This window comes from Streptomyces sp. NPDC018263 (assembly GCF_055562575.1).
Genome location: NZ_JBVHFA010000008.1, coordinates 381103 through 405861, shown reverse-complemented (window position 1 = coordinate 405861; position 24759 = coordinate 381103). Strand labels below are relative to the sequence as shown.

The following is a 24759-nucleotide window of genomic DNA, read 5'->3' as shown; positions in this document are numbered from 1 at the left end:
GGGTAGCCAGTGCTTCTGAAAACCTTCGGCTGGTCTTTCGCGATCACCGCGATCGGCCTGGTCGCGGCGGTCTTCTACGGGGGGTGGAAGGCCTTCGGCATCGTGGCGATCCTTTCCATCCTCGAGATCTCGCTGTCCTTCGACAACGCGGTGGTCAACGCCGGAATCCTGAAGAAGATGAATGCCTTCTGGCAGAAGATCTTCCTCACCATCGGTGTGCTCATCGCGGTCTTCGGCATGCGGCTGGTGTTCCCCGTCGTCATCGTCGCCGTCAGCGCCAAGATGGGCCCGATCGAGGCCGTCAATCTCGCGCTGAACAACAAGGACCGCTACCAGGAACTCGTCACCGACGCCCACCCGGCGATCGCCGCGTTCGGTGGCATGTTCCTGCTGATGATCTTCCTCGACTTCATCTTCGAGGACCGGGACATCCAGTGGCTGCGCTGGATCGAGCGGCCGCTGGCCAAGCTCGGCAAGGTCGACATGCTGTCGGTCTGCATCGCCTTGATCGTCCTGCTGATCACCTCCTTCACCTTCGCCACCCACGCGCACCAGCACGGCGGCGCCCATGTCGACAAGGCCCAGACGGTCCTGATCGCGGGCATCGCGGGTCTGATCACGTACATGGTCGTCGGCGGTCTCTCCGGCTACTTCGAGGACAAGCTGGAGGCCGAGGAGGAGGCCGAGCACGAGGCCGAGGAGGAGGCCGTGCGCTCCGGCAAGCCACGCTCGGCGGTGAAGCTGGCCGGCCAGGCCGCGTTCTTCATGTTCCTCTACCTGGAGGTCCTGGACGCGTCCTTCTCCTTCGACGGCGTGATCGGCGCCTTCGCCATCACCAACGACATCGTCCTGATGGCGCTGGGCCTCGGTATCGGCGCGATGTACGTCCGTTCGCTGACCGTCTACCTGGTCCGCCAGGGCACGCTGGACGACTACGTCTACCTGGAGCACGGCGCCCACTACGCGATCGGCGCGCTGGCCGTGATCCTCATGATCACCATCCAGTACGAGATCAACGAGGTCATCACCGGCCTCGTCGGCGTCGTCCTGATCGCCTGGTCCTTCTGGTCCTCGGTCCGCCGCAACCGCGCGCTCGCGGCCGCCGGGGGCGACTCCGGGTCGAGCGAGAAGACGGAGATCTCCTCCGGGGTCTGACGGACCGGGTCCGACCGCCCCCTAGGGGCAAGATCGGGGACGTGGCGGGGTGTGGCATCCCGCTCGGTGAGGAACGCTTCGAATGGGGCGGCCGACTCGGGTCGGCCGCCCCGACGACTTTTCCAGGGGGGCGGAGATGGGATTTCTCGACGGACTGCTGGGCGGCCGTACCGCCGACTTCGACTCGGGCAGCTCCGGGTCCAACGCGATCGAACTGACCAAGCGGCATCAGCAGGTGTCCCTCACCAGACAGGGCGCCTCCACCGGCAACCTCCGGGTCAACCTGACCTGGCGGATGCGCACCTCCGACTTCGGCGGCCCCCAGCGCGGCAGCCTCTTCCGGCACCCCTTCAAGGCACTGAAACCGCCGGAAGTGATGGGCCACGGCCAGAGCATGGTCAACGTCGACCTGGACCTCGGCTGCCTCTACGAACTCACCGACGGCACCAAGGGCGTCGTCCAGCCCCTCGGCGGCTACCTGGGCGACGTCAACGCCCCGCCGTACGTCAAGCTCAGCGGCGACGACCGGTTCGGCTCCGCCTCGGGCGAGACGATGTACGTCAACCTGGACCACCGGGACGCCATCAAGCGCCTGCTGGTCTTCGTGTACATCTACGACCAGACCCCGGCCTTCGACCGCACCCACGCCGTGATCACGCTCTACCCGAGCAACGGCCCGCGCATCGAGGTCGGCCTGGACGAACGCCATCCGCAGGCCCGCTCGTGCGCGGTGGTGCTGATAGAGAACGTGAAGGGCGAGCTGGTGGTGCGCCGCGAGGTGAAGTTCGTCTACGGCTTCCAGGGCGAGCTGGACCGGCTGTACGGCTGGGGCCTGACCTGGGGCCGGGGCTACAAGTCCAAGGCGGACCGGTGAGACCCCGGCCGAGCGGGCCCCGCTAGCGGCCGAGGAACTGCGGGCCCTGCGGCGGCAGCCGGAAGTCCGGGTCCAGCGGGGCCGCGGCGGGCACCGGCTGGGGCTGGGGGTAGCCGTAGGCGGGCGGTGCCTGCGTCTGGACGGACTGGGGGTAGCCGTAGGTGGCCTGGCTCGCGGAGGCGGGCTGCGGATAGCCGTACGCGGGCTGCGGGGCGGAGACGGGCTGCGGGTAGCCGTAGGCCGGCGGCTGCGCCGGGAGCGGCGGCAGCGGGGCGGGCTGCTCCGGGGGCAGCGGCACCGACCGGGACTCGTGGGGGCGGGGCTCCTCGGCCGCCGCCTCCGACTCGTCCACCGAGATGCCGAAGTCGGTGGCGAGCCCCTCCAGGCCGTTGGAGTAGCCCTCGCCCAGCGCGCGGAACTTCCAGCCGTCCCCGCGCCGGTACAGCTCGCCGCAGATCAGCGCCGTCTCCGCGCCGGTCTCCGGCTTCACCTCGAAGCGGGCCAGCGGTTCGGCGTCGGTGGCCGAGGCGTCGTACACGAGCACGCACAGGGCCGGGACGCGGTCGAAGGGGACGTCGTCGGCGGAGGCCACCAGCAGGATGCGGTCCACCCCGGCCTCGACCCCGGCCAGGTCCACCTGGACGGTGTCGGTCAGGCCACCGGCGACCGGTTTCCGGCCGAGCCCCCACACCGTGCCGGAGGGATGGCGGGGCTGGTTGTAGAAGACGAAGTCCTCGTCCGAGCGCACCCGTCCGTCGGGGCCCAGCAGCAGCGCCGAGGCGTCGACCTCGGGGACGTCCTGCCCCGGTGTCCAGCGCAGCACCGCCCGTACCGCGGCGGCGTCCAGCGGGACGTTCGACCCCTTCAGCATCGCGTGCGTCATGCGGTCATCCTGCCTTCTCGGTCCTGGCCACGACAATGCGGGGGGTGTTCCGCCCGACACGGGCGGGTAACCGGAAATTCATGCCGGCCGGGAACCCCGGACATGCGTCTCTACGTACTATTACCGGCCACCCTGTGCGGAAATCACAGACTCGGCCATCACACACAGACACGGCCATCACAGACTCGGCGCGCCTTGAGGGAGTCCTATGCGTCATTTCGGGCACATCGCCCCCGAAACGCGGGAGCGTCTCTTCCACCAGGAGCCGTGCGTCTTCACCGCCGACTCCCCCGCCAGGCTGCTCTCCGCGGCCCTCGGTGCCACCCTGTACAGCCCGGCCACCCGGCCCCGGCTCGCCGCCGACATCGTCAAGCAGACGGGCAGCGGCGTCGTCTCGATGGTGCTGTGCCTGGAGGACTCCATCGCGGACGAGGACGTGCCCGCGGGTGAGGAGAACCTGGTCCGGCAGTTCGCCGAGCTGGACGCGCTGCACGCCCGCACCGGAGCCGAGCCGCCGCTGCTGTTCGTCCGGGTGCGCACGCCCGACCAGATCCCCGACCTGGTCCGGCGCCTGGGCGCCAGTGTCCGGCTGCTGTCCGGATTCGTGCTGCCCAAGTTCACCGAGGAGCGCGGCGTCCCCTTCCTGGAGGCGCTGAGCGCGGCCGAGACCACCTCGGGACGGCGGCTGTTCGCCATGCCGGTGCTGGAGTCGCCCGAGCTGCTGTACCGCGAGTCCCGCGTGGAGACCCTGGAGGGCATCGCCCGCGCGGTCGGCAAGTACCGCGACCGGGTCCTGGCACTGCGCCTGGGCGTCACCGACTTCTGCTCCTCCTACGGCCTGCGCCGCGCCCCCGACATGACCGCGTACGACGTCCAGATCGTCGCCTCCGTCATCGGTGACGTGGTCAACATGCTGGGCCGGGCCGACGGCAGCGGGTTCACCGTGACCGGGCCGGTGTGGGAGTACTTCCGGGTCCCCGAGCGCGTCTTCAAGCCGCAGCTCCGCACCAGCCCCTTCCTGGAGGTGCGCGCCGTCGGACTGCGCGAGAAGCTGATCGAACACGCCATGGACGGCCTGTTGCGGGAGATCTCCCTGGACCAGGCCAACGGTCTGCTCGGCAAGACCTGCATCCACCCCTCCCACGTGCTTCCCGTGCACGCCCTCTCCGTGGTCAGCCACGAGGAGTTCAGCGACGCGGTGGACATCCTCCGGCCGGACAGCGACGGCGGCGGAGTCCTGAGGTCCGCGTACACGAACAAGATGAACGAGGTGAAGCCGCACCGCGCCTGGGCCGAGCGGACCCTGCTGCGCGCGGAGGTCTTCGGGGTGGCCAACGAGGACGTCGGCTTCGTGGACCTGCTCACCGCGGGCGTGACCGGCTGAGCCCTCCCTCGTACCGGCCCCCTCTCCGTGAAGAGCCTCTTCCCCCACCCCCCGAGCCGCAAGGAACGCATGAGAAACGCAGTGAACGACGGCGTCTGGTCCGGCACCTGGGTCGCCCGGCGACTCGGTGTCGAACTGGAGGGCGACGAGCATCTGACCGACCTGCTGGGGATGGCCCTGCGCCGCAACCCCAAGCGGGCCCATCTGCTGGTCTCGAAGGTGCTCGGCAAGCACGTCCCGCAGTCGCCCGCCGTGGTCCACGGCCACGGGCTCCGCCTCGGTGAGCGGGTCCGCGCCCTGCTCGGGGACACGGAGGCGGCCCGCGCCGTGGTCCTCGGGTACGCGGAGACCGCCACCGGCCTCGGCCACTCGGTCGCGGACGGCCTGGCCCTCGCCCCGTATCTGCACTCCACCCGCCGCCCGGTCGCCGGGGTCACCCCGGCCGGCGGCTTCGAGGAGTCGCACTCGCACGCCACCTCCCACCTGCTGCTCCCCGAGGACCCGGCGCTGCTGGCCGGGGACGGCCCGCTGGTGCTGGTGGACGACGAGTTCTCCACCGGCAACACCGTCCTGAACACCATCCGCGACCTGCACGCCCGCCACCCCCGCAAGCGCTACGTGGTCGTCGCCCTGGTCGACATGCGCTCCGCCGAGGACACCGCCCGGCTGGACCGGTTCGCCGCCGGGATCGGCGCCCGCGTCGACCTGGTCGCCGCCGCCTCCGGGACCGTACGGCTGCCCGAAGGGGTGCTGGAGAAGGGGCAGGCGCTGGTCGCGGAGCACGAGCGGGCCGACGCCGAGCCCGCGCCGGTGCCCGTGCCGGGTGGCGAGGTCACGCGGGTCGGGCTGGGCTGGCCGGCCGGGCTGCCCGACGGCGGACGGCACGGCTTCACCCCGGCCCACCGCGCCCGGCTGGAGGCCGCGCTGCCCGGCATGGCCGCCCGGATCGCCGAGGCGCTGCCCGACGGCGCCCGCCGGGTCCTGGTGCTGGGCTTCGAGGAGCTGATGTACGCCCCGCTGCGGCTCGCGGCCGAGCTGGAGCGGACCGTCCCGGCCGAGGTGCGCTACTCCACCACCACCCGCTCACCCGTCCTCCCCGTGGACGACCCCGGCTACGCGATACGCACCCGGCTCGCCTTCCCCGCCCACGACGACCCGGCGGACGGCCCCGGCGAGCGGTACGCGTACAACGTCGCGGGCGCGGGCTTCGACACCGTGGTCGCCGTCGTCGACTCCGCCGCCGACACCCCCGCCCTGCACGCCCCGGACGGCCTGCTCGCCCGGCTCGCGGCGCACGCCCCGCACGTCCTGCTCGCGGTCGTGCCCGCCCACGAGCCCCGCCACCCCGAAAGGCCGGCCATGCTGCCCGAGCCCCTCCGCGGCCCCGCCTTCTCCTCGTACGCGCCCGACGAGGTCGGCTGGCTGCTCCAGGACCTCTCCTCGGTCAGCCTGGAGGCGCCGACCGAGGAGCGCGAGGAGGCCGTGCAGAACGGCGGCGCGCACTACGCGGAGTCGCTGCCGGTCGAGTACCAGCCCAGCGAGCGCTACCAGGCGCTGTTCCACGCCGCCCTGGAGACCTCCGCCGACCGGATCGCCCGGGCGGTCGGCGTGGTCACCGAGACCGTCCTCACCGAGCGCGGCGGCACCCCGGTGCTGGTGTCGCTCGCCCGCGCCGGGACACCGGTCGGCGTGCTCATGCGCCGCTGGGCCGAGCAGCGGTACGGAGTCCGACTTCCGCACTACGCCGTCTCGATCGTCCGGGGCCGGGGCATCGACGCCAACGCGCTGCGCTGGCTGGCCGCCCACCACGACCCGCGCGATGTCGTCTTCGTGGACGGCTGGACCGGCAAGGGCGCCATCACCCGCGAACTCAGCACGGCCATCGAGGAGTTCGAGCGCGCGGAGGGCGTCACCGGCTTCGACCCGGAGATCGCCGTACTCGCCGACCCCGGCTCCTGCGTGCGCACCTACGGCACCCGCGACGACTTCCTCATACCCTCCGCCTGCCTCAACTCCACGGTCTCCGGCCTGATATCGCGCACCGTGCTCCGTGCCGACCTGGTCGGCCCCAACGACTTCCACGGCGCGAAGTTCTACCGCGAACTCGCCGGTGCCGATGTGTCGGTGGCCTTCCTCGACGCCGTCTCCGCCCGCTTCCCCGAGGTCCGCGACGAGGTGGACGCGGCCGTCAAGGAACTGCTCGCCGGAGACCGCACCCCGACCTGGGAGGGCTGGCGGGCCGTGGAGCGGATCAGCGAGGAGTACGGCATCCACGACGTGAACCTGGTCAAGCCCGGCGTCGGGGAGACCACACGCGTACTGCTGCGCCGGGTGCCCTGGAAGATCCTCGCCAAGGCGGGCGCGGGCGCCGACCTCGACCATGTCCGGCTGCTCGCCGAACAGCGCGGGGTGCCGGTGGAGGAGGTCGACGACCTGCCGTACACCTGCGTCGGGCTGATCCACCCGAAGTTCACGCGCGGTGCCACGGGTGCCGACGGCCGGGCGGTGAACGTCTGATGCCGGTACTGGTGGCCAGCGACCTCGACCGCACGCTGATCTACTCGGCGGGCGCCCTCGCCCTCACCATGCCCGACGCCCGCGCGCCCCGGCTGCTCTGCGTGGAGGTGCACGAGTCCCGTCCGCTGTCCTTCATGACGGAGACGGCGGCCACGCTGCTCACCGAGCTGGCGGACGCGGCGGTGTTCGTCCCGACGACCACCCGCACCCGCGTCCAGTACGGGCGGATCAACCTGCCCGGCCCGCCCGCCCGGTACGCGATCTGCGCAAACGGCGGCCATCTCCTGGTCGACGGTGTCACCGACCAGGACTGGCACGCCTCGGTCCTGGCCCGGCTGGCCGACGAGTGCGCGCCGCTCGCCGAGATCACCGGCCATCTGCGCCGGGCCTCCGACCCGGTCTGGCTGCGAAAGCAGCGGGTGGCGGAGGACCTGTTCGCCTACCTGGTGGTCGAGCGGGAGCTGCTGCCCGAGGACTGGGTGGGCGAACTGGCCGAGTGGGCCGGCGAGCGGGGCTGGACGGTGTCGCTCCAGGGCCGCAAGATCTACGCGGTCCCGCAGCCGCTCACCAAGGGCGCGGCCGTGCGCGAGGTGGCCCGGCGCACCGGCGCGGAACTGACCCTCGCGGCCGGGGACTCGCATCTGGACGCCGACCTGCTGCTGGCCGCCGACCGCGGCTGGCGCCCCGGCCACGGCGAGCTGGCCGACAGCGGCTGGGCGGCGCCCATGGTCGGCGCGGTGGCCGAGCGGGGCGTGCTGGCGGGGGAGCGGATCACCCGCGAGTTCCTGCGGGTCGCGCGGGGCGCGGTGGTCCCGGCGCGGCTGCCGGCGTAGTTGCACGGCACACAGCGGTACGGCACGCGGCGGAACGGCACACAGCGGAACGGCATACAGCGGTGCGGCACGCGGCGGAACGGCACACAGCGGAACGGCACCGGATGTCCGGTGCCGTTCCCGAAAAGCCGCTCAGCCGCAGCAGCCGCCCCCGCAGCAGCCACCGCCGCCTCCGCCCGAGGGGGCCGGGGCGGCGGACGAGCCGCCGACGGCCACCGCCGACAGCAGCTTCACCGTGTCGTCGTGGCCCTCGGGGCAGGTGGCGGGCGCGGCGGACTCCGCCATCGGGCGGCTGAGTTCGAAGGTGTCGCCGCAGGTCCGGCAGCGGTACTCGTAGCGAGGCATGGGCACAGGTTAGCCGCCGGACCCGGCGTGCGGGGGTGTCACTCCGGCTTCGTGTCCGGCCCGGTGACGGCGCGCTTGTCCGGGGTGGTGAGCGCCGGGTCCTCGTGCCCGGCCTCGGGGTGCCGGGAGCGCCAGTAGGGGTTGTCGTGCGGGAGGGACGAGCCGACCCGGCCGTACATGCCGAAGGTCATCAGCAGCAGGCCGACGATGAAGGTGAAGAACACGTTCTGGATCTTGAACGCCAGGAAGTTGTTCTCGGTGTCCAGCAGACCCAGGTTCAGGAAGCCGTTCAGGATGAACAGCACGCCGAAGACCATGTTCAGGGTCGACGCGAAGTTGCCGCCGATCACCATGCCCGCGAGCAGCACCAGGCCGACGCAGATGGAGAGCACGCTCAGCGCGCCGTTGGTGTTCAGGCCCGCGACCGTGTCGCTGCCGACGTTGAAGGCACCGATGTGGCCGACCAGCCCGAGGATGCCGAAGACCAGCAGGAACAGCCCGATCAGGCCCGCGCCGACGCGGTAGACGGCGTTCAGCTTGTGGTCGAGGGGCAGGTGCTCGTCGAACACGGTGCGGCGCCGGGTGGACTGCTTGTCGCGCGAGTGCACTGCGTGTGCGGCCATGTCGCCTCCTTGGGGGCGCGTGCGGAGGCCGTCCCGTACCCCTCAATACTCACCAGCACCGCACGCACCGGCAACAGGGGCGGCCGCCGGGCGGCCTCACTGGGCGGGGCCGCCGCGCTCCTCGCGGATCTGCGCGACGACACGCGCGACCGTGCCGCGTACCGCCTCGGTCTCGGTGAGGAAGTGCCAGTAGTCGGGGTGCCGGCCGCTGTCCAGCGCGGCGACCGCGCGGTCCAGCCGGGCCACCGCCTCGTCCAGCGGACGCGCGTGCCGGGGGTCGGGCGCGCTGCGGCCGGTCATGGCGAGCCGCTGGGCGTCCCGGAGCGCGAACCGGGTCCGCTCGATCTCCTGCCGGGGGTCCTTCTGTACGGCGTTCAGCCTGGTCAGCCGGTCCCCGGCGGCCGAGACGGCCTCGTCGGTGGTGTTCAGCAGGGCCCGTACGGTCGACAGCAGCGAGGTGGCGTCCGGCCAGCGCTGGGCCTCCCGCGCGGCGCGGGCCTCGGCCAGCTTGCGCTCGGCCTGGCGGACGTTCTCCGCGGCCTGCTCCGGCACGTGCTGGAGGTCCTGCCAGCAGGCGGCCGCGAACCGGCGCCGCAGCTCGCTCAGCACCGGCTCGACCTGGCCGCTGCGGGTGGTCAGGGCCTGGGCGCGGGTGCCGAGGCTGACCAGACGGCGGTCGATCTCGGCGGCGCGCTCCGGCAGCCGCTCGGCCTCCGCCCGGATCGCCCCGGCCTCCCGCTGCACCCGCTCGGCCCGCTCCAGCGTGGCCGCGACACCGTGCTGTCCGGCGCCCTGGTTCAGCCGGGTCAGCTCGGGGGAGAGGGCGGCGAGCCGGGCGGCCAGGTCATCGGCGTTCAGCCGCTTCGCGCGTACGGCGTCCAGGGCGTCGCTCGCGCCGAGCAGGGCCTGCCGGGCGCGCTCCACGGCGGGCGCGAGCCGGGCGAGCCGGGTCTCGGCGCTGCCGAGGAGGGGGCCGAGGGAGGTGGAGAAGCGGTCCAGCTCGCCCTTGACCCGGACCAGCTCGTCCTTGGCGGCGGTCAGCTCGGTACGGGCCCGGTTCGCGGTGGCCGCGTCGAGGTCGTCACGGTCGAGGTCCTGGGCGTCGACGGCCTGGATGTACGTCTGGCTCGCCTCGTCTATGCGCCGGCCGAGCGCCTCGAAGTCGGCGACGGCACGGCGGGCGGCGGGGGAGTCGTCCACCGCGGAGATGGTCTCGATGGAGATGCGCAGGTCGCGCTGGGCGGTGTCCAGCTCGTAGAACGCGGCCGCCGCGGCGTCCTTCGCCGCCTGTGCCTCGGCCCGCTGGCTCTCGGCCCGGCCGCCGAACCAGCGCCGGGTGCCGCCGCCGGCGAACGCGGAGGCCAGGGTGAGCGCGGCGAGCACGGGGAGGCCCAGCAAGGTGAGCGCGTCGCGCACGGGGGACGGCGGGTGCGGGTGGGTCTGCGCTGCTGACGTGCCCGGTGTCGCCGTCACATCCCTCTCCCGTGCTGCGGTTGGCCCTGGGTGGTGTCATTCTCCCACCCGTTCAAGACGAACACACGGGCCGGTCAGTTCACCCTCGCCGCGACCGGTTCCGGGGTTTGCGGGGCACCGCCCGAGGCAAGGTAGGCTGTCGACTCGTCCCGGCCACGTGTCCGGGCCGCGGGTGCGTAGCTCAGGGGTAGAGCGCCTGCCTTACAAGCAGGATGTCGGCGGTTCGAAACCGTCCGCGCCCACGCAGCGGAAGGCCCCTCGCTTGATCAGCGCGGGGCCTTCCGGCAATCCGTGCCGAGGAGCCTCAGGCGCCCTCCACCACGTCCCTCGCACTTTCGAGGAGGGCTCGGCAGCTCTCGTCTCTGGACAGGTAATTCCGGTCGATCCGGAAGATGTCGTCCAGCAGCGCTTTCGCCTGGCCCGGTGGCCCGTACTCATGAAGCGTTACGGCTGCGGCCGAAACCACTCGCGCCCGCAGACAGAAATGCGGCGCTCCCTTGGGGCGGTATGTGTGCGGCCGCTTGGTCGACCTGAAGTCGAACATCTCGAGCACTTTGGTGAGAGCCTCAAGACCTGGGTCGGGCTGTCCGGAGGCGAGGGCATAGGCGGCAACAGCTTCCGCCGCTTCGCCCAGAGCCAGCAGGGAGGGTACGGGGTCGGCATCGTGCATTCCCATGATGAACGGGAGTGACTCGCTCGCCATGTCCAGCGCTTTCACCGAGATGCTGTAGCCCTGCGAGAGGTCATCGTCGGCATAGAGGACTCTTGCGATACAGGTCAATGCCCGAGCGGACTCCCGCAGAGCCGTCAGTGAGGGCCAATTGAAATTGAACGGCCAATTCTTCGGCCGGTTTTCCTTCGCCTGGTCGGCTCCTGCCAGAATGTGCGGCAGCAATAGCTGTGCTGTCCGCCGGAAGTCTTCCGGATCTTTCTGCGAAATCTCGCTGATCTCCATCCACAGCGACGACACGGCCCAGTATGTCCATTGTTGCAGTTGCCGGGTGGACAATTGGCTCCTCACGGTCTGCTGTACGAGACCGTGGACGTACAGATGTGAGTCGTCCGCCGAGATGAGGGATTGCTGAACAAGTGCCGCGATCAGGGCGTTGTACGACAGTTCACTGCGCACCTTGGTCCTGAATCGACGAGGTGCCCTTGATCCGATGTCCCGGTCTTTCGAGCGCGGATTGTCCAGCAGTCTCGGCAGTTGTCGTGGTATGGCGCTCCCGGAATACAGCGAACAGAGTCTGAGTAGATCCCGTGCACCCTTGCAGGTCCGCTCCGCGCTCTCCACCGCCAGGGAGTACGTGGCTGTCACCGACTCGTCCCGGTTGAACGCGCGCCCGGCTTCGAGCATGTCGGGCGTGCTCTTTCGGAGCATGCTCAGGTACGTCTCGGCGCCGATGCGGGTTTCCCGCATGTAGCTCGCGGCCTGATCGATCGCCAACGGCACATTGTGCAGCCGTTCGGCGATCTCTTGGAGCACCTGCGTCGAGCCCTGGCTCTGATTCCCCAGGAAGGAGACGGAGTCCAGGACGCTCCAGTCCGTCAGCTCCAGAACTTCCCCGGGTGCCCTGAGCGCGTCACGGCTCGTCGTGATGACATGCCCTCGAAAGGTGGTAGCCGGTAGAAAATCCGAAAGCCTGGACGCCTCGTTCACATCGTCAAAGACGAGAAGCCATCCGTCATTGTGTGTCAGCCAGGCGGAAACTCTGACTCGGGCATGCACGGGGTCGCTGCCGAGACCGAGGGCAACGGCCATCGCGTCGTAGTCCGCTGCCAGTACCTCGGGTCGGCCGGAACGAATCCACCACACGAACGTGTGGGACGGGTGGTTCTTCTCCACGTACGCGGAGGCGAGTTGAGTCTTGCCCACCCCGCCGGGGCCCACGATTCCCACCCGATGGGTGCGGTCGAGTTTATCCGAGAGGGACCTCATGTCCTGCTCTCGGAGATGGTACCTAGGGCTCAGCGGCGGTGTGCGCCCGCTGGGTCCGTCCATGGGCAGAGAGGTCCGGGCGCGTCCGGTCATCCTCCTCAGCAGGAATGCAATCGGGGCTCTCGACTGGCTTCGCGGTGGCTCTTCCCGGGGCGCGGTGTCGGAGCCCGGGGAGAGGGTGGGGGGAATCGACTCCGCTGACGTGAGGGGCCTGACCGGAATACGCGCCGCAGCGACCGTTTCCGCTCCGGTCACGCCGTTCGCATCCACATGGCCCAGGACCTTCGCGGTGAGAGGGGTGGCCGCCAGGTAGTCCGGCAGATTCGCGTTCGACTGCTCCACCTGAACGGCGACGATGCTGCCCTGGCACCAGGCCGCGGCACCGGACACTCCGGTCCAGTAACTCGTGTCGCGCACCGGGGGAAAGCGTTCCCGGTCCGGACGCAGGCGGACCTTCTTGTCCTTGGCGGCCGCGTACTCCGAGAGCTTTATCTCGCCGTCCACCTGTACCGGATTGCGAATGAGCCTTCCTGCCTCGCGGGTGTCGCCGGCCCTGGGCCACCCGAACATCACGAAGGACAGTCGGCGTTCGCTTGTCGAGTCGGCCGGGAGAACGGCGATGGACGCGGGTGTGAGCGCGGGGCCCTCCGCCACGGGAGCCTGGATCAGCGCCACATCGTCTTCGCGGTTGCACCACGCGACGGAGGCATCCGTCTCCCGACCGTGGATGTCACGGACGGAGAGCCGGCCCGAGTCGGGCGTCGGAGGCAATATGTGCGCGCAGGTGAGGAACAGCCCCGCACCGATCCCGCAGCCGGAGCCGTAGGACGGGGTTCCGCCCAGCTCGGCCGGGCGGAAGATGACCTCTACCGCCCGTGCCGCGTCGAAAGGCATGGCGCGCCCGTCTCAGTCCGGGATCACTGAATCGCCGGTGAGGAGGGGGGTGCCGTCGGCATTCACCGGAGTGATCGGCACCGAAAGACGATGAGTGTGCGAATCGCTACGGGATTTCTCGCCGCCCGCCTCCAACACCCAGACCTTCAGGCCCCCCTTGCGGCCGCTGACGCGCTGCACCTCCACTTCCAGTTCGAGTGTCACCTCGCCGACCTGGAAACGGATGTCCGCCCCCGCTGCTTCCTCGATGGAGGTGGTCAACTCCTGCCGCACCGCGGCAATCGTCTCGGCCAGCCCAATTCTCTCCATTGCTCCCCCATCCGAGTCGGGCCCCTGACCGCGCACTCTAGCCGCGAAACGGGGGTGCGGTTCGGTCATTGCATACCTTTCCCCACCCTCGGGTCCTGCGGGGTCCAGCCTGCGGGCCGCGAACATTTCCCCGGGCGGTCTCGGTAGCGGCGCTGTGCGGGGCCGGAGCCGTGGGGGCGTACTTCATGCGGCGACGGCCGGCGGAGTCCTGAGCCGGCAGTTCATGCCGGCTCCTCCCGTACCGGCCGCCCCCTCACCTCCAGGCTGCCCAGCAGCTCCGCCGTGGCCTGCGTGACGGCGTCCACCGCGCGGTCGAACGCCTCGCGGTTGTGGGCGGCGGGGGCGCGGAAGCCCGAGACCTTGCGTACGTACTGCAGCGCGGCGGCGCGGATGTCGTCCTCGGTGGCCTCACCGGGCAACACGGGCGGCCGCAACGTCTTGATACTCCGGCACATGTCTCAAGTCTCCTCCAGCCGGGCCGCGCATGAACGATGATCGGCGCGAGGCGGCCACCGGACGTCGGGGCCGACCGCAGGAGAGGACACGTTCATGACGAGCAAGCCCACGGTGGCGATACTGGGCCCCGGTGGCATCGGCGGACTTCTCGCCGCCCTGCTGTCCCGTGCCGGGCACCGGGTGATCTGCCTGGCGCGGGAAGGCACGGCGGAGGTGCTGCGCCGGGACGGAATCCAGGTGCGCAGCGGGCAGTTCGGGGACTTCGGCGCGGCGGTGGAGGCGGACACCGAGCTGCGCGAGCCGGTCGACGCCTGCCTGATCACCGTCAAACACACGACGCTGGACGCCGCCCTGACCCGCGTACCGCCCGCCGTGCTGGGTGACGCGCTGGTCGTACCGCTGCTGAACGGCGTCGAACACCCGGCGGAGCTGCGTACGCGGTACGCGCCCGAGCTGGTCGCCCCCGCGACGATCCGGGTCGAGTCCACCCGCGTACCGGGCGGGGACGGCGAGGGCGTGCTGATCGAACACGGCAGCCCCTTCACCGAGACCGACCTCGCGGGCGCCGCGACGGTACGACCCCGCCTCGACGCCCTGGCCTCGGCCCTCACGGCGGCCGGTGTGACGGCGCGCGTGGTGGACGACGAGACGGTGGCCCTGTGGGCCAAGATGGCGTTCCTCGCCCCGTTCGCCCTGCTCACGACGCGGTACGGGGTGCCGATCGGCGAGGTTCGTACCCGGTACCGCGCGGAGCTGGAGGCCCTGGTGGCCGAGACGGCGGAGGTCAGCCGGGCCTGCGGTGCCCCGGCGGACCCGGCCGGCTCCCTCGCCCGCTACGACCTGTTCCCGGCGGCGGCGAAGTCCTCGATGCTGCGGGACGCGGAGGCGGGCCGGGCTCTTGAACTCGACGCGATCGGCGGGGCGTTGCTGCGCGCGGCGGAGCGGTACGGGGTGGCGGTGCCGGTGACGGCGCGGTTGGTGAAGGAGCTGGGCGGCATCGCCGGCTGAGGGCCACTCGTTCGAATGAACTGCCCGGCGTAGCTCGCTACTGGAAATCGAACAGGCGTACCATTGCGGTGTGTCTGCGTCCCATGAATTCCCCAGTGACCTGCTCGCCGGGCAGGAGGAGCTGCATCAGATCAGGGCCGAGCTGTCGGCCCTGCTCAAGCGGCTGCCCTGGTCGGTCGTGCCGCTGGACGGCTTCACCGACGACACCGGCTGGCGCAAGATCGAACGCCCCGCGTCCCCGGGCTGGACCGCCGACGAACAGGCCGAGGTCGAGAAACTCCGCCGCCGCGAACACGAACTCTCCGTCTTCATCACCGGCCACCGCTACTGGACCGAGATAGCGGCCGCGGACCGAGTCCAGGCCCGCGCCCGACTGAAACACGCCCACGAGCAGGACTGACGTCAGCCGAGGTACGGCTCCGCCCGCCCCTCACGACCCCGCGGGCCGCCGTCGCATCAGGTACGCCGCCGCGGCCCCCGCGCCCGTGAGTGCCGCGATCGAGACGGCGGTGGCCAGCCATGCTGTGCCGAGCCAGCGGGTGCCGTAGTAGCCGAGGGCGGTGCTGTAGGCGGCCCAGGAGAGGCCGGCGAGGGCGGACCAGGGGACGAAGTCGCGGGGGCGGCGGTGGGCGGCGCCCGCACAGAAGGAGACGACCGAGCGGCCGGCGGGGGCGAAGCGGGCGAGGACGACCAGGGCGCCGCCGCCGCGCGACAGCGCCTCGCCGAGACGTTCCTGCGCGTCGGTCAGCCGCCGGGAACGGGCGATGGCACGGTCCAGGCGCTCACCGCCCCGCCACGCCAGCCGGTACGCGACCAGGTCGCCCAGTACGGAGGCCGTCGTCGCCAGCAGGATCAGTACCAGGATGTCCGGCACGTCATGCGGGACCTGGCCCGCCGCCGCACCCGTACCGGCCGCCGCCGCGGTGGCCGCCGCGATGACCAGCACCCCGCTCGGCAGCACCGGCAGGAAGACGTCGAGCAGGACCGAGACGGCCACCACGGCGTAGATCCATGGGCCGGCCGTCAGCGACCCCACGCTCTCCAGCACGATTACTCCCCGTCGTTCCCCCGATTACAGCCATACAGCGTACGCGTGACCGGTGACGGGAGGTTCATGGGGGGATCAAGTGATCATCACAACATGTTCACGGTGGTCGGGCAGAAACGCCCCGTACGCCGCACTTCACCCGTGCGGCGCGCCCATGGGGCGCCCGGAGTCCATGTCCCGTACCAACGTGTGGGGGGCTCACACGATCACGGAAGAGAAGGTGTGCTCCATGCTGGCAACCCTGAGCGCGATGACGGCGGCGATGCTGCTGGGCGGCGCCGCCGGTGGCTACACCGTCGACGCCGAGGGCCGGTTCGCCCCGCCCGCCGCCTTCATCCCGTCGGCGGCGGTGACGTACGACCAGTCCTATGTCCCGGCCGCCGCCTCCATCCGGGTACGCCAGCACACCGGTACGGGCGGGGCCACCACCGTCGACCTGCGCATCACCGGCGTACGCCCCCATCACTCCTTCGGGGCCTCCGTACACCAGCACCCCTGCGGCAGCCTCCCCGTGGACGCCGGCCCCCGGTACCAGGATCAGCCGGGCGCCGGCGACGACAACGAGGTCCGCCTCGACTTCATCACCGACGCCCAGGGCGCCGGCCGCGCGAGCGACCGGCACACCTGGGGACTGCGGCGCGGCGAGGCCGCCTCCGTGGTGATCCAGGACCGGCCGGGAGACGGCGCCACCCGCGTCGCCTGCTTCACGGTGCCCTTCGGCTGGGTGACGGAGTAGGCGGGGACGTCAGGCCGCCACCGGCTCCCGCGTCCGCTCCCCCTCCGGCGAGGCCGCGCGCCGCGACGCCACCACCCGGTCCAGCCCGAACGCCCCCGACCCCGTGAACACCAGCAGGAAGAAGGTCCAGCAGAACAGGACCGACAGCTCGCCGCCGTTCTGGATGGGCCAGAACGCCGCCTGCTGGTGGACGTCGAAGTAGGCGAAGGCCATGGAGCCGGAGGCTATGAGGGCGGCGGGGCGGGTGGCGAGGCCCAGGAGGACCAGGGCGCCGGCGACGAGCTGGATGACCGCCGCGTACCAGCCGGGCCACGCGCCCGCCGGGACCGTACCGCCGTGGGTGCCCGCGGCACCGCCGAGGACGCCGAAGAGCGAGGCGGCGCCGTGCACGGTGAACAGCAGGCCGATGACGATGCGGAAGAGCCCGAGCGCGTACGGCTGGGCGGCGTTGAGGCGTGCGGACATGGGGGAGGTCTCCTCTTTCGGGGCCGGATGTGGGGCGGCGGGTACCGAACGAGGGCCCAGGTTAGGTAAGCCTTACACATACTTGCAAGTTCAACATTCAGCCACGTTCGGAAAACGGCGACGGCCCGCCCCGGCCGGGAGGGCCGAAGCGAGCCGTGGAGGTGGAGGCGGGTTGCCGTCAGCAGCCCGACAGGTAGTTTGTCAGCGCGCTCTTCTCCGCCGAGTCCACCGAGAGGTTGTAGTAGTACTTCACCTGCACCCATGCCCGGACATAGGTGCACCGGTACGAGGACAGGCTCGGCATCCAGGTCGACGGGTCCTGGTCGCCCTTGGACTGGTTCACGTTGTCCGTGACCGCGAGGAGCTGCGGCCGGGTGACGTCGTTGGCGAAGCCCTGCCGCTGCGCGGTCGTCCACTTGCTCGCGCCGGAGTCCCACGCCTCGGCCAGCGGCACCAGGTGGTCTATGTCCACGTCGGAGGCGGCACCCCAGGTCGCGCCGTCGTACGGGGAGTACCAACTGCCGCTGGTCGCCACGCAGGCGGAGTCGGTCGTGACGTTCGTACCGTCCCGCTTGAGGATGTACTCGCGGGTGTTGCAGGTGCCGCTGATCGTGATCCAGGTCGGGAACAGGTCCCGGCTGTAACCGGTGCGGTTCTCGGTGGCCACGGTGAGCTGGGAGAGGTAGCTGCGGGCGGTGGCGCCGCTGACCGGGGTGGGCAGGGCGGCCGAGGCGGCCGGCGAGTTGAGCAGGGCGGCGGAGGCGAGCAGACCGGTGGCCGCGGCGACGACTCCGAGGCGTCGACGCGCGTAGAACCGGGACGAGCGGGACATGCGGAACATATGAACTCCCTTGTGGGGTAGGAGTGTTGGCGTGCGGGCAGGGGAATGCTCGCCAGGTGTCGTTGCGGTGGGGTGAGCGCCCGGTTAGAAGCTAGTGACGCGTGCATGACACGACAAGGTTCAGGACGGAACTTTCACGTCCCGTACGATGGACGGTGCAGAAGGGGAGTAGCTCTTCGCCGGACCGTCGACATACTGCTCAGCGAGCCTGAGCCGGCGCCCGGAGGCGAGTCCCGCGGGACCCGCCAGCGAGACCTTCGGCAAGCAGTGCACGCCCGTGCCGTCAGGCGCGGGTGCCCAGTGTGCTGCCGTGCCGAGGTGTCTGACGCGTGAAAAGCGCACTCTCGGCGGGGCGGCCCCGACCGATTGAGGAACCTTGATCAGCATTACCGTGACGGCGCTCGTCTTCGGCGTCATCTTCCTCGCCGAACTGCCGGACAAGACCGCGCTCGCCGGTCTCGTCCTCGGCGCCCGTTACCGCGCGTCGTACGTCTTCGCCGGTGTCGCCGCGGCCTTCCTGGTGCATGTCGTGCTCGCCGTCGCGGCGGGCTCCGTGCTGACCCTGCTGCCGCAGCAGATCGTGCACGCCCTCACCGGTGTCCTCTTCCTCGGCGGCGCGGCCGTGCTGCTGCTGAAGAAGGACGAGGGCGAGGAGGAGATCAAGAAGCCCGCCGACCAGTCCTTCTGGAGGGTCGCGGGTACGGGCTTCACGCTCATCCTGGTCGCCGAGTTCGGTGACCTCACCCAGATCATGACCGCCAACCTCGCCGCCCGCTACGACGACCCGCTCTCCGTCGGCCTCGGCGCGGTGCTCGGCCTGTGGGCGGTCGCCGGACTCGGCATCGTCGGCGGAAAGGCCCTGATGAAGCGGGTGCCGCTCCGCTTGATCACCCAGATCGCGGCTCTGCTGATGATCGGGCTGGGCGTGTGGAGCCTGTACGAGGCGATCGCGGGCTGACGCCTGGCCGGCGGGGGCGCGGGGGGTTGGTCGAGGGGGTCGGGCCGGGCCCCGGGTTCGAGCCGCGCCGCCGCCCGCCGGCTGTCCGGTGGGCCGGGATGCGGGCGACGGGGCGGACGAGCGGGTGGGGCTTCGGGTCCGGTCGGGCGCCTGCCTGGGGGCTCTGGGGTGCGGCTGAGGCGGGGCCGGGGGAGTGGGTGGGGCTTCGGGTCCCCGTCGGGCGCCTGCCTGGGGGCTCTGGGGTACGGGTGAGGCGGGGCCGGGGGAGTGGGTGGGGCTTCGGGTCCCCGTCGGGCGCCTGCCTGGGGGCTCTGGGGTACGGGTGAGGCGGGGCCGGGGGAGCGGGTGGAGCTCTCCGGGTCCGGTCGGCGCCTGCCTGGGGGTCCTGGGGTGCGGCTGAGGCGGGGCCGGGGGAGTGGGCTGGGCTCCGAGTCCGGTCGGCGCGGGCCTGGCGACTCTGGGGTGCGGGTGAGCGCGGGAGCCCGGACGAGCGGGTGGGGCTCCGGGTCCGGTCGGGGCGCCCGCTGGGGGCTCTGGGGTGCGGGTGAGCGCGGTTTCCGGGCGAGCGGGTGGGTGACCCAGGGGTGCCCGGTGGTCGCCCGGGCGCGCGTCTGCGTTCGGTTCCGCCGATCCGGCCCGGCGTCGGTCACCCCCTGCCGGCCACCTCCCGCGCCCCCGCCGGAGGCCCACGCGGGAGGCGTGGTGGCGGGATGCCGTCCGCGTTTTGTACCGTGGAGGAACAAAGTGGCTCCCGCCCGTTTCCCCTGACCGGCGGGCGGGGCCGCCTTGTCCCCGACAGGGAACCCGCCGGACGCCCTGTCCCCACAGGGCCCCCTCGACCGGGGCCCTCGCTTCTTTGGAGCTGCCGATGGCCACCGAGCCCGCCGTTCTCACCGCCCGCGCCCTCCTGCTCGACATGGACGGCACCCTCGTCAACTCCGACGCCGTGGTCGAGCGCATCTGGCGCCGCTGGGCCGCCGCCCAGGGGCTCGACGGCGACGAGGTGATGAGCGTCGTGCACGGCAGGCAGGGGCACGCCTCCATGGCGCTGCTGCTGCCGGAGCGCCCCGTCGAGGAGAACCTCGCGGACAACGCCCGCATGCTCGCCGAGGAGACCGCCGACATGGACGGCGTGATCGAGGTACCCGGCGCGACCGCCTTCCTCGCCGCCCTCACCGGCACCCCGCACGCCCTGGTCACCTCCGCAGACGTCGCCCTCTCCACCGCCCGCATGGCCGCCGCCGGCCTCCCCCTCCCGGCGGTCCGCGTCACCGCCGAGTCGGTCGGCGCCAGCAAGCCCGACCCCGAGGGCTTCCTCAAGGGCGCCGCGGAACTCGGCGTCGACCCCGCCGACTGCGTGGTCTTCGAGGACTCCGGCGCGGGCATCGCGGCGGGTCGCGCGGCGGGGATGCGCGTGGTGGGGGTGGGTCCGAGGGCCGGGCAGCACGGGCCGGACGCACTGGTCCAGGACCTCACCGAGCTGCGAGTGGAGCCGCAGGAGGACGGCACGATCCGCCTTCTCATCGGCTGACCGCCCGCGCAAGCCGGGCCGACCTCTCCCCGCCCTCGACAGGCCGACGCCCCTCCCACCGCCGAACATGGGAGCAGGCAACCGAGGGCTGGGAGGTCTTCATGGCCTTGGACACGCACGGCGCCGCCGAAGAGGTGCGGCGGGGTGAGCATGTGAGTGGGAATGTGCTCGTCTCCATCGGGGCCCTGTTGCTCGGGCTGTTGCTGGCCGCGTTGGATCAGACGATCGTGTCGACGGCGTTGCCGACGATCGTGAGCGATCTGGGCGGGCTTGAGCATCTGTCGTGGGTCGTCACGGCGTATCTGCTGGCGTCGACCGCGGCGACGCCGTTGTGGGGGAAGCTCGGGGACCAGTACGGGCGGAAGCGGCTCTTCCAGCTCGCGATCGTGATCTTTCTGATCGGGTCCGCGCTGTGCGGGATGGCGCAGAACATGCCCCAGCTCATCGGATTCCGGGCGCTCCAGGGCCTCGGCGGCGGTGGGCTGATGGTGCTGTCGATGGCGATCGTCGGCGACATCGTCCCGCCCCGTGAGCGCGGCCGGTACCAGGGGCTCTTCGGGGCCGTGTTCGGGGCGACCAGCGTGCTCGGGCCGCTGCTCGGCGGCCTGTTCACCGAGCACCTGAGCTGGCGCTGGGTGTTCTACGTCAACCTGCCCATCGGCATCGTCGCGCTCGTCGTCATCGCCACCGCCCTGCACATCCCGCGCCGCACCTCCCGGCACGCCATCGACTACCTCGGCACCTTGCTGATCGCCTCCGTCGCCACCTGTCTGGTGCTGGTCGCCTCGCTCGGCGGAACGACCTGGCCCTGGGCGTCGGGGCAGATCATCGGGCTCGCCGTGCTGGGTGTGCTGCTCGCTTTCGCGTTCGTGGCGGTGGAGCGGCGGGCCGCCGAGCCGGTGCTGCCGCTGAAGCTGTTCGGCATCCGCACCTTCACCCTCGCCGCCGTGATCAGCTTCATCGTCGGCTTCGCCATGTTCGGCGCGATGACCTACCTGCCGACCTTCCTCCAGATCGTGCACGGCATCTCGCCCACCATGTCCGGCGTCCACATGCTGCCGATGGTGGTCGGGCTGCTGCTGACCTCCACCGTCTCCGGGCAGATCGTCAGCCGCACCGGCCGCTGGAAGGTGTTCCCGGTCGCGGGCACCGCCGTCACCGCCCTCGGGCTGCTCCTGCTGCACCAGCTCGACGAGCACAGCTCCACGCTGGAGATGAGCCTGTACTTCTTCGTCTTCGGCCTGGGTCTCGGCCTCGTCCTCCAGGTGCTCATCCTCATCGTGCAGAACGCGGTGTCCTACGAGGACCTCGGCGTCGCCACCTCCGGCGCGACCTTCTTCCGCTCCATCGGCGCCTCCTTCGGCGTCGCCATCTTCGGCACCGTCTTCTCGGGCCGCCTCGGCGACAAGCTCACGGAAGCCTTCCGGGGCGTCCGGCTGCCGGCCGGTGTCTCGCCCGACGCGCTGGAGGCCGACCCGCGCGGCATCGGCGCGCTGCCGCCCCCGCTGCGGCCGGCCGCGCTGCACGCCTTCTCCTCCGCCATCACCGACGTCTTCCTCTACGCCGCCCCGGTCGCGTTCCTCGGCTTCGTGCTGGCCTGGTTCCTCAAGGAGGACCGGCTGCGCGGCTCGGTCACCGCGCCGGACGCCTCCGAGACCATCCCGCCCAACCCGGTCCACCGCTCCTCCTACGAGGAGGTGTGCCGCGCGCTGTCCACGCTCGGCACCCGCGAGGGGCGGCGGGAGATCTACGAGCAGATCACCGCCCGCGCCGGGTACGACCTGCTGCCCGCCGCGAGCTGGATGCTGCTGCGGATGCGCAAGTACGGGTGCGTGGAGCCCTACGTGCTCGCCGAGCGCGCTCCCGTGCCGCTCAGTACGGTGCTGGCCGCCGCCCGGCAGGTCGAGGAACGGCGGCTGGCCGCGCGCGACGGGCTGGAGCTGTCGCTCACCCCGGCCGGGGCCGAGGTCGCCGAGCGGCTGGCGAAGGCCCGCGAGGACTCGCTGTCCGAGCTGCTGGGGGACTGGTGGGAGCCCGGACGGCCCACGGACCTCGTGCAGTTGGTGAAGGAACTCACCGCCGAGCTGTGCGGCTCGGAGCGGGAGCGGCCGCAGGTACGGAAGCCGGGCTGAGGTCCTTGGTGAACCAGTGCTCGGCGTACGGGTCCTGGTTGTGCCGTTCCGTCTCCCGGTAGCCGAGCCGGGCGTACAGGGTGCGGGCCTCCACCAGGTCGGTGCGGGTGTCCAGGATCATCCGGCGGGCGCCGAGGGCGCGGGCGGCCTCCTCGGCGGCGCGGACCAGCGCGGTGGCGCCGCCCCGGCCACGCGTGTGCTCGTACAGGAAGACGCGGGTCAGTTCCGCGGTGTCCGGGGCGAGGAGCCGTACGCCCGCCGAGCCGGCCGGTTCACCGGCGTACCGCGCCACCAGCAACTCGCCCTTCGGCGGCGCGAGTTCGGCGCCGGTTTTGGCCGCGATCTCCCGCTCCAGCTCCGCCGGGTCGGTGCGGTGGCCCTCGTGCAGGAGGTACCAGCGGTCGCTGACCTCGGTGTAGTACGCCCGCCACAGGGCCGCGGCCACGGGTGAGTCGTACGGTTCCGGGGCGATGGTCCACGTCGTCATGCGGGCCATCCCAGCGGGACGCGCGGGGCGCGGGCAAGCGGGTTTCAGGCGCCGGTGCCTTGTCGGCGCCGCCACTCGGCCACGACCTCGTCCACGTCGTACGGCTTCCTGCCCAGCGGCGGGCCGGGCGGGGGACGGAACATCATGTCCCGGATCTTGACGTTGACCGCGGTGATGATCTCCCGGACGGCACGCTCCGAGGGCGCCGCGTACGCCGCCGCGAGGGCGTCCTCGGCCTCCTTGCGCAGGGCGAGCGCGGGGGGCAGTACGGCGAGGCCCTCGCGGGCCATCTTCCGCTTGACCCACCAGAGTTCGTCGTACGCGCTGTCCAGGCCGGCGGGCAGGGGCTCGCCGGTACCGGGCAGGCCGTCGAACTCGCCGCGGCGCTGGGCGGCGTTGATCTGGTGGTCGACCCAGGACTCGAACGGGACACCCGGTGGCTTTCGCTCGGTCATGCCCCCCATTGTGCCGGACGTGGACGAGCCGGGCGTTCTATCATGCGGCGGCGGTGCGGCGATCCGGGGTCCGCGCCAGGAGGCTTCAGGGGGAACCCGCGTGCTCGAACTCACCATGGCCGCCGTCTCCAGCGAGGAAGCGGGTGCCACGGCCGGCATGACGATGGCCGAGGCACCCAGCGAGCCGGGCGCCGTGCTCCGCGTGGGCCGGGACAGTGCGGTGTGCCGGCTGGTCACCCCGGAGGACTGGCTCTTCGTCTCCCGCGTCCACCTGGAGTTCCTCTGCGGCCCCGACGGCGGCTGGCAGCTCTCCTGGCTCCACGGCTCCCAGCCCGACCCCTCCTCCGAGGTCCGCCTCACGGTCGGCGAATACGCCCAGACCGTCTCCTACGGCGGCACGGTCCGACTCCCCCGAGGAGCCTCCGGCGAAATCATCATCCAGGACCGCACGGCCCCACGCAGCGTGAACGTGGGCTTTTACCAGGAGGCGTAGCTGCCGCCGGCTCGGCGGTGAGGGGCGCCCTTCGCTCCACGAGGTGAGGTGCCCCCATCCGGGGCGTTGCGGGGATGCCTGTGCGGAGCGGGCCCTCAGCCGGAGGTCGGCGGGTTCACGTGGGGCAGCGTTCCGTGCCGCTGTCAGCTTTGTGGGCCGGGCTGCCCGCCGGGGCGTGCGGCGGGGTGGTGGCCCCTGGGCCGGGGCCCGCCTGCTCGGACGGGTGCGCCGACCGCCGAGCCCACCAGCGCTGTCGCCCCTACGGGCCAGGCTTCGCTGGGGGCGCCGGGCGCACCGGTGCGCTGTCCGGCCATCAGCGGGGCTGCCCGCCAGGGTCGTGCCGACGGCTTTCCCGCCGTCAGGACCCCGGGGGCTGACAGCGGGCCGGCGCTGTCGGCCCTGGGGGCCAGGCCGGCCGCCGGGCGCATCGGCGCTCCGTCAGCCGACCGGTGCCCCCCGGCTCAGCGGGGCGGCCGGGCCGTTGGCTGGGTGTCTCGGGCGGTGTCGGTCCCGCGCCGAGGTCAGCCGACCATCTGGGCCGGGGCGAAGCCGTCGTGGTTCTGCGGTGCCCTCGGCTCAGCGAGGTGGGCCGCCGTGCGCTGGGTGTCTCGGGTGGTGTCGGTCTCCGCGCCGAGGTCAGCCGACCATCTGGGCCGGGGCGAAGCCGTCGTAGTCCTCCGGTTCTCTCCCCGGCTCAGCGGGGCGGCCGGGCCGTTGGCTGGGTGTCTCGGGTGGTGGCGGTCCCGCGCCGAGGTCAGTCGATCACCTGGGGCGGGGCGAAGCCGTCGTAGTTCTGCGGTGCCCTCGGCTCAGTGAGGTGGGCCGGGCCGTGCGCTGGGTGTCTCGGGTGGTGGCGGTCCCCGCGCCGAGGCCAGCCGACCATCTGGGCCGGGGGGAAGCCGTCGTGGTTCTGCGGTGCC

At 71.7% G+C, this 24759-nt stretch carries 24 protein-coding genes and 1 tRNA gene; 13 read left to right on the top strand and 12 right to left on the bottom strand.

Features of this window, described 5'->3' with window-relative positions; genetic code table 11:
- Window positions 1-9: 9 nt before the first annotated feature.
- The gene (locus tag ACZ3HQ_RS24725) at window positions 10-1155 is read left to right on the top strand and encodes a DUF475 domain-containing protein (protein ID WP_467514094.1); all 1146 of its coding nucleotides are present in this window, start codon (window positions 10-12) and stop codon (window positions 1153-1155) included.
- 136 nt (window positions 1156-1291) lie between these two features.
- Window positions 1292-2029 carry a TerD family protein gene (locus ACZ3HQ_RS24720; RefSeq protein ID WP_467514092.1) on the top strand — a complete coding sequence of 246 codons (738 nt, stop codon included), beginning with the start codon at window positions 1292-1294 and terminating at the stop codon, window positions 2027-2029.
- A 22-nt stretch (window positions 2030-2051) separates the two neighbouring features.
- Here ACZ3HQ_RS24720 and ACZ3HQ_RS24715 read toward each other — a convergent pair whose 3' ends face one another.
- Window positions 2052-2912, bottom strand: a complete 861-nt coding sequence (locus ACZ3HQ_RS24715; protein ID WP_467514091.1) for a TerD family protein — start codon at window positions 2910-2912, stop codon at window positions 2052-2054.
- A gap of 208 nt (window positions 2913-3120) precedes the next feature.
- On the opposite strand from ACZ3HQ_RS24715, the gene ACZ3HQ_RS24710 reads away from it, so the two are divergent.
- The 3 genes from ACZ3HQ_RS24710 to ACZ3HQ_RS24700 all read left to right on the top strand — a co-directional run bounded on the left by ACZ3HQ_RS24710 (window position 3121) and on the right by ACZ3HQ_RS24700 (window position 7646).
- Window positions 3121-4296: an HpcH/HpaI aldolase/citrate lyase family protein gene (locus ACZ3HQ_RS24710; RefSeq protein ID WP_467514089.1), complete on the top strand. Its 1176-nt coding sequence runs from the start codon at window positions 3121-3123 to the stop codon at window positions 4294-4296.
- A gap of 69 nt (window positions 4297-4365) precedes the next feature.
- Window positions 4366-6813 (top strand): phosphoribosyltransferase, encoded by a 2448-nt coding sequence (locus ACZ3HQ_RS24705; RefSeq protein ID WP_467514088.1) that lies wholly within the window; start codon window positions 4366-4368, stop codon window positions 6811-6813.
- Window positions 6813-7646 (top strand): HAD family hydrolase, encoded by an 834-nt coding sequence (locus ACZ3HQ_RS24700; RefSeq protein WP_467514087.1) that lies wholly within the window; start codon window positions 6813-6815, stop codon window positions 7644-7646. The genes ACZ3HQ_RS24705 and ACZ3HQ_RS24700 overlap by 1 nt, the downstream gene beginning before the upstream one ends.
- A 132-nt stretch (window positions 7647-7778) precedes the next feature.
- On the opposite strand, the gene ACZ3HQ_RS24695 is transcribed toward ACZ3HQ_RS24700, so the two are convergent.
- The 3 genes from ACZ3HQ_RS24695 to ACZ3HQ_RS24685 form a co-directional block, all read right to left on the bottom strand.
- On the bottom strand, window positions 7779-7991 hold the full coding sequence (locus ACZ3HQ_RS24695) for an FmdB family zinc ribbon protein (RefSeq protein ID WP_355195643.1): 213 nt from the start codon (window positions 7989-7991) through the stop codon (window positions 7779-7781).
- 38 nt (window positions 7992-8029) lie between these two features.
- Window positions 8030-8614: a DUF4383 domain-containing protein gene (locus ACZ3HQ_RS24690; RefSeq protein WP_467514085.1), complete on the bottom strand. Its 585-nt coding sequence runs from the start codon at window positions 8612-8614 to the stop codon at window positions 8030-8032.
- Window positions 8615-8710: 96 nt separating this feature from the next.
- Window positions 8711-10087, bottom strand: a complete 1377-nt coding sequence (locus ACZ3HQ_RS24685) for a hypothetical protein (RefSeq protein ID WP_467514083.1) — start codon at window positions 10085-10087, stop codon at window positions 8711-8713.
- Between the two features lie 170 nt (window positions 10088-10257).
- Here ACZ3HQ_RS24685 and ACZ3HQ_RS24680 point away from each other — a divergent pair.
- Window positions 10258-10329 (top strand) — tRNA-Val (locus tag ACZ3HQ_RS24680).
- A gap of 62 nt (window positions 10330-10391) precedes the next feature.
- Here the strand turns inward: ACZ3HQ_RS24680 and ACZ3HQ_RS24675 are convergent.
- From ACZ3HQ_RS24675 to ACZ3HQ_RS24665, 3 genes are all read right to left on the bottom strand, one after another.
- Window positions 10392-12920, bottom strand: coding sequence for a trypsin-like peptidase domain-containing protein (locus tag ACZ3HQ_RS24675; protein ID WP_467514082.1), 2529 nt, complete (start codon window positions 12918-12920; stop codon window positions 10392-10394).
- Between the two features lie 12 nt (window positions 12921-12932).
- Complete coding sequence (locus ACZ3HQ_RS24670; protein WP_467514081.1) at window positions 12933-13229, bottom strand: trypco2 family protein; 297 nt, start codon at window positions 13227-13229, stop codon at window positions 12933-12935.
- A gap of 221 nt (window positions 13230-13450) precedes the next feature.
- Window positions 13451-13684 carry a DUF2277 domain-containing protein gene (locus ACZ3HQ_RS24665; protein ID WP_467514079.1) on the bottom strand — a complete coding sequence of 78 codons (234 nt, stop codon included), beginning with the start codon at window positions 13682-13684 and terminating at the stop codon, window positions 13451-13453.
- A gap of 94 nt (window positions 13685-13778) precedes the next feature.
- On the opposite strand from ACZ3HQ_RS24665, the gene ACZ3HQ_RS24660 reads away from it, so the two are divergent.
- Together ACZ3HQ_RS24660 and ACZ3HQ_RS24655 are read left to right on the top strand one after the other, a co-directional pair.
- Window positions 13779-14693, top strand: a complete 915-nt coding sequence (locus ACZ3HQ_RS24660) for a ketopantoate reductase family protein (protein WP_467514078.1) — start codon at window positions 13779-13781, stop codon at window positions 14691-14693.
- Window positions 14694-14763: 70 nt separating this feature from the next.
- A complete protein-coding gene (locus ACZ3HQ_RS24655) occupies window positions 14764-15093 on the top strand; it encodes a hypothetical protein (protein ID WP_467514076.1) in 330 nt (109 codons plus the stop codon).
- Window positions 15094-15123: 30 nt separating this feature from the next.
- On the opposite strand, the gene ACZ3HQ_RS24650 is transcribed toward ACZ3HQ_RS24655, so the two are convergent.
- The gene (locus ACZ3HQ_RS24650; protein ID WP_467514075.1) at window positions 15124-15741 is read right to left on the bottom strand and encodes a DedA family protein; all 618 of its coding nucleotides are present in this window, start codon (window positions 15739-15741) and stop codon (window positions 15124-15126) included.
- 229 nt (window positions 15742-15970) lie between these two features.
- Between ACZ3HQ_RS24650 and ACZ3HQ_RS24645 the strand changes: the two genes are divergently transcribed.
- A complete protein-coding gene (locus ACZ3HQ_RS24645) occupies window positions 15971-16477 on the top strand; it encodes a superoxide dismutase family protein (protein ID WP_467514074.1) in 507 nt (168 codons plus the stop codon).
- Window positions 16478-16486: 9 nt separating this feature from the next.
- On the opposite strand, the gene ACZ3HQ_RS24640 is transcribed toward ACZ3HQ_RS24645, so the two are convergent.
- Window positions 16487-16942, bottom strand: coding sequence for a DoxX family protein (locus tag ACZ3HQ_RS24640; RefSeq protein WP_467514072.1), 456 nt, complete (start codon window positions 16940-16942; stop codon window positions 16487-16489).
- A 178-nt stretch (window positions 16943-17120) separates the two neighbouring features.
- Complete coding sequence (locus ACZ3HQ_RS24635) at window positions 17121-17774, bottom strand: HNH endonuclease family protein (RefSeq protein WP_467514192.1); 654 nt, start codon at window positions 17772-17774, stop codon at window positions 17121-17123.
- Window positions 17775-18159: 385 nt separating this feature from the next.
- Between ACZ3HQ_RS24635 and ACZ3HQ_RS24630 the strand changes: the two genes are divergently transcribed.
- The 3 genes from ACZ3HQ_RS24630 (at window position 18160) to ACZ3HQ_RS24620 (ending at window position 22404) form a co-directional block, all read left to right on the top strand.
- On the top strand, window positions 18160-18741 hold the full coding sequence (locus ACZ3HQ_RS24630) for a TMEM165/GDT1 family protein (protein WP_400902632.1): 582 nt from the start codon (window positions 18160-18162) through the stop codon (window positions 18739-18741).
- Between the two features lie 868 nt (window positions 18742-19609).
- The gene (locus ACZ3HQ_RS24625) at window positions 19610-20272 is read left to right on the top strand and encodes an HAD-IA family hydrolase (RefSeq protein WP_467514071.1); all 663 of its coding nucleotides are present in this window, start codon (window positions 19610-19612) and stop codon (window positions 20270-20272) included.
- Window positions 20273-20373: 101 nt separating this feature from the next.
- Window positions 20374-22404 carry a DHA2 family efflux MFS transporter permease subunit gene (locus tag ACZ3HQ_RS24620; protein ID WP_467514069.1) on the top strand — a complete coding sequence of 677 codons (2031 nt, stop codon included), beginning with the start codon at window positions 20374-20376 and terminating at the stop codon, window positions 22402-22404.
- Here the strand turns inward: ACZ3HQ_RS24620 and ACZ3HQ_RS24615 are convergent.
- Window positions 22346-22900, bottom strand: coding sequence for a GNAT family N-acetyltransferase (locus ACZ3HQ_RS24615; protein WP_467514068.1), 555 nt, complete (start codon window positions 22898-22900; stop codon window positions 22346-22348). The two genes, ACZ3HQ_RS24620 and ACZ3HQ_RS24615, sit on opposite strands and share 59 nt — an antisense overlap.
- Before the next feature lie 35 nt (window positions 22901-22935).
- Entirely contained in the window at window positions 22936-23346 is a 411-nt protein-coding gene (locus tag ACZ3HQ_RS24610) for a DnaJ family domain-containing protein (protein ID WP_467514066.1), read from the bottom strand.
- A gap of 100 nt (window positions 23347-23446) precedes the next feature.
- Here ACZ3HQ_RS24610 and ACZ3HQ_RS24605 point away from each other — a divergent pair, with 100 nt between their 5' ends.
- A complete protein-coding gene (locus ACZ3HQ_RS24605; RefSeq protein ID WP_467514065.1) occupies window positions 23447-23839 on the top strand; it encodes an FHA domain-containing protein in 393 nt (130 codons plus the stop codon).
- Window positions 23840-24759: the final 920 nt, after the last annotated feature.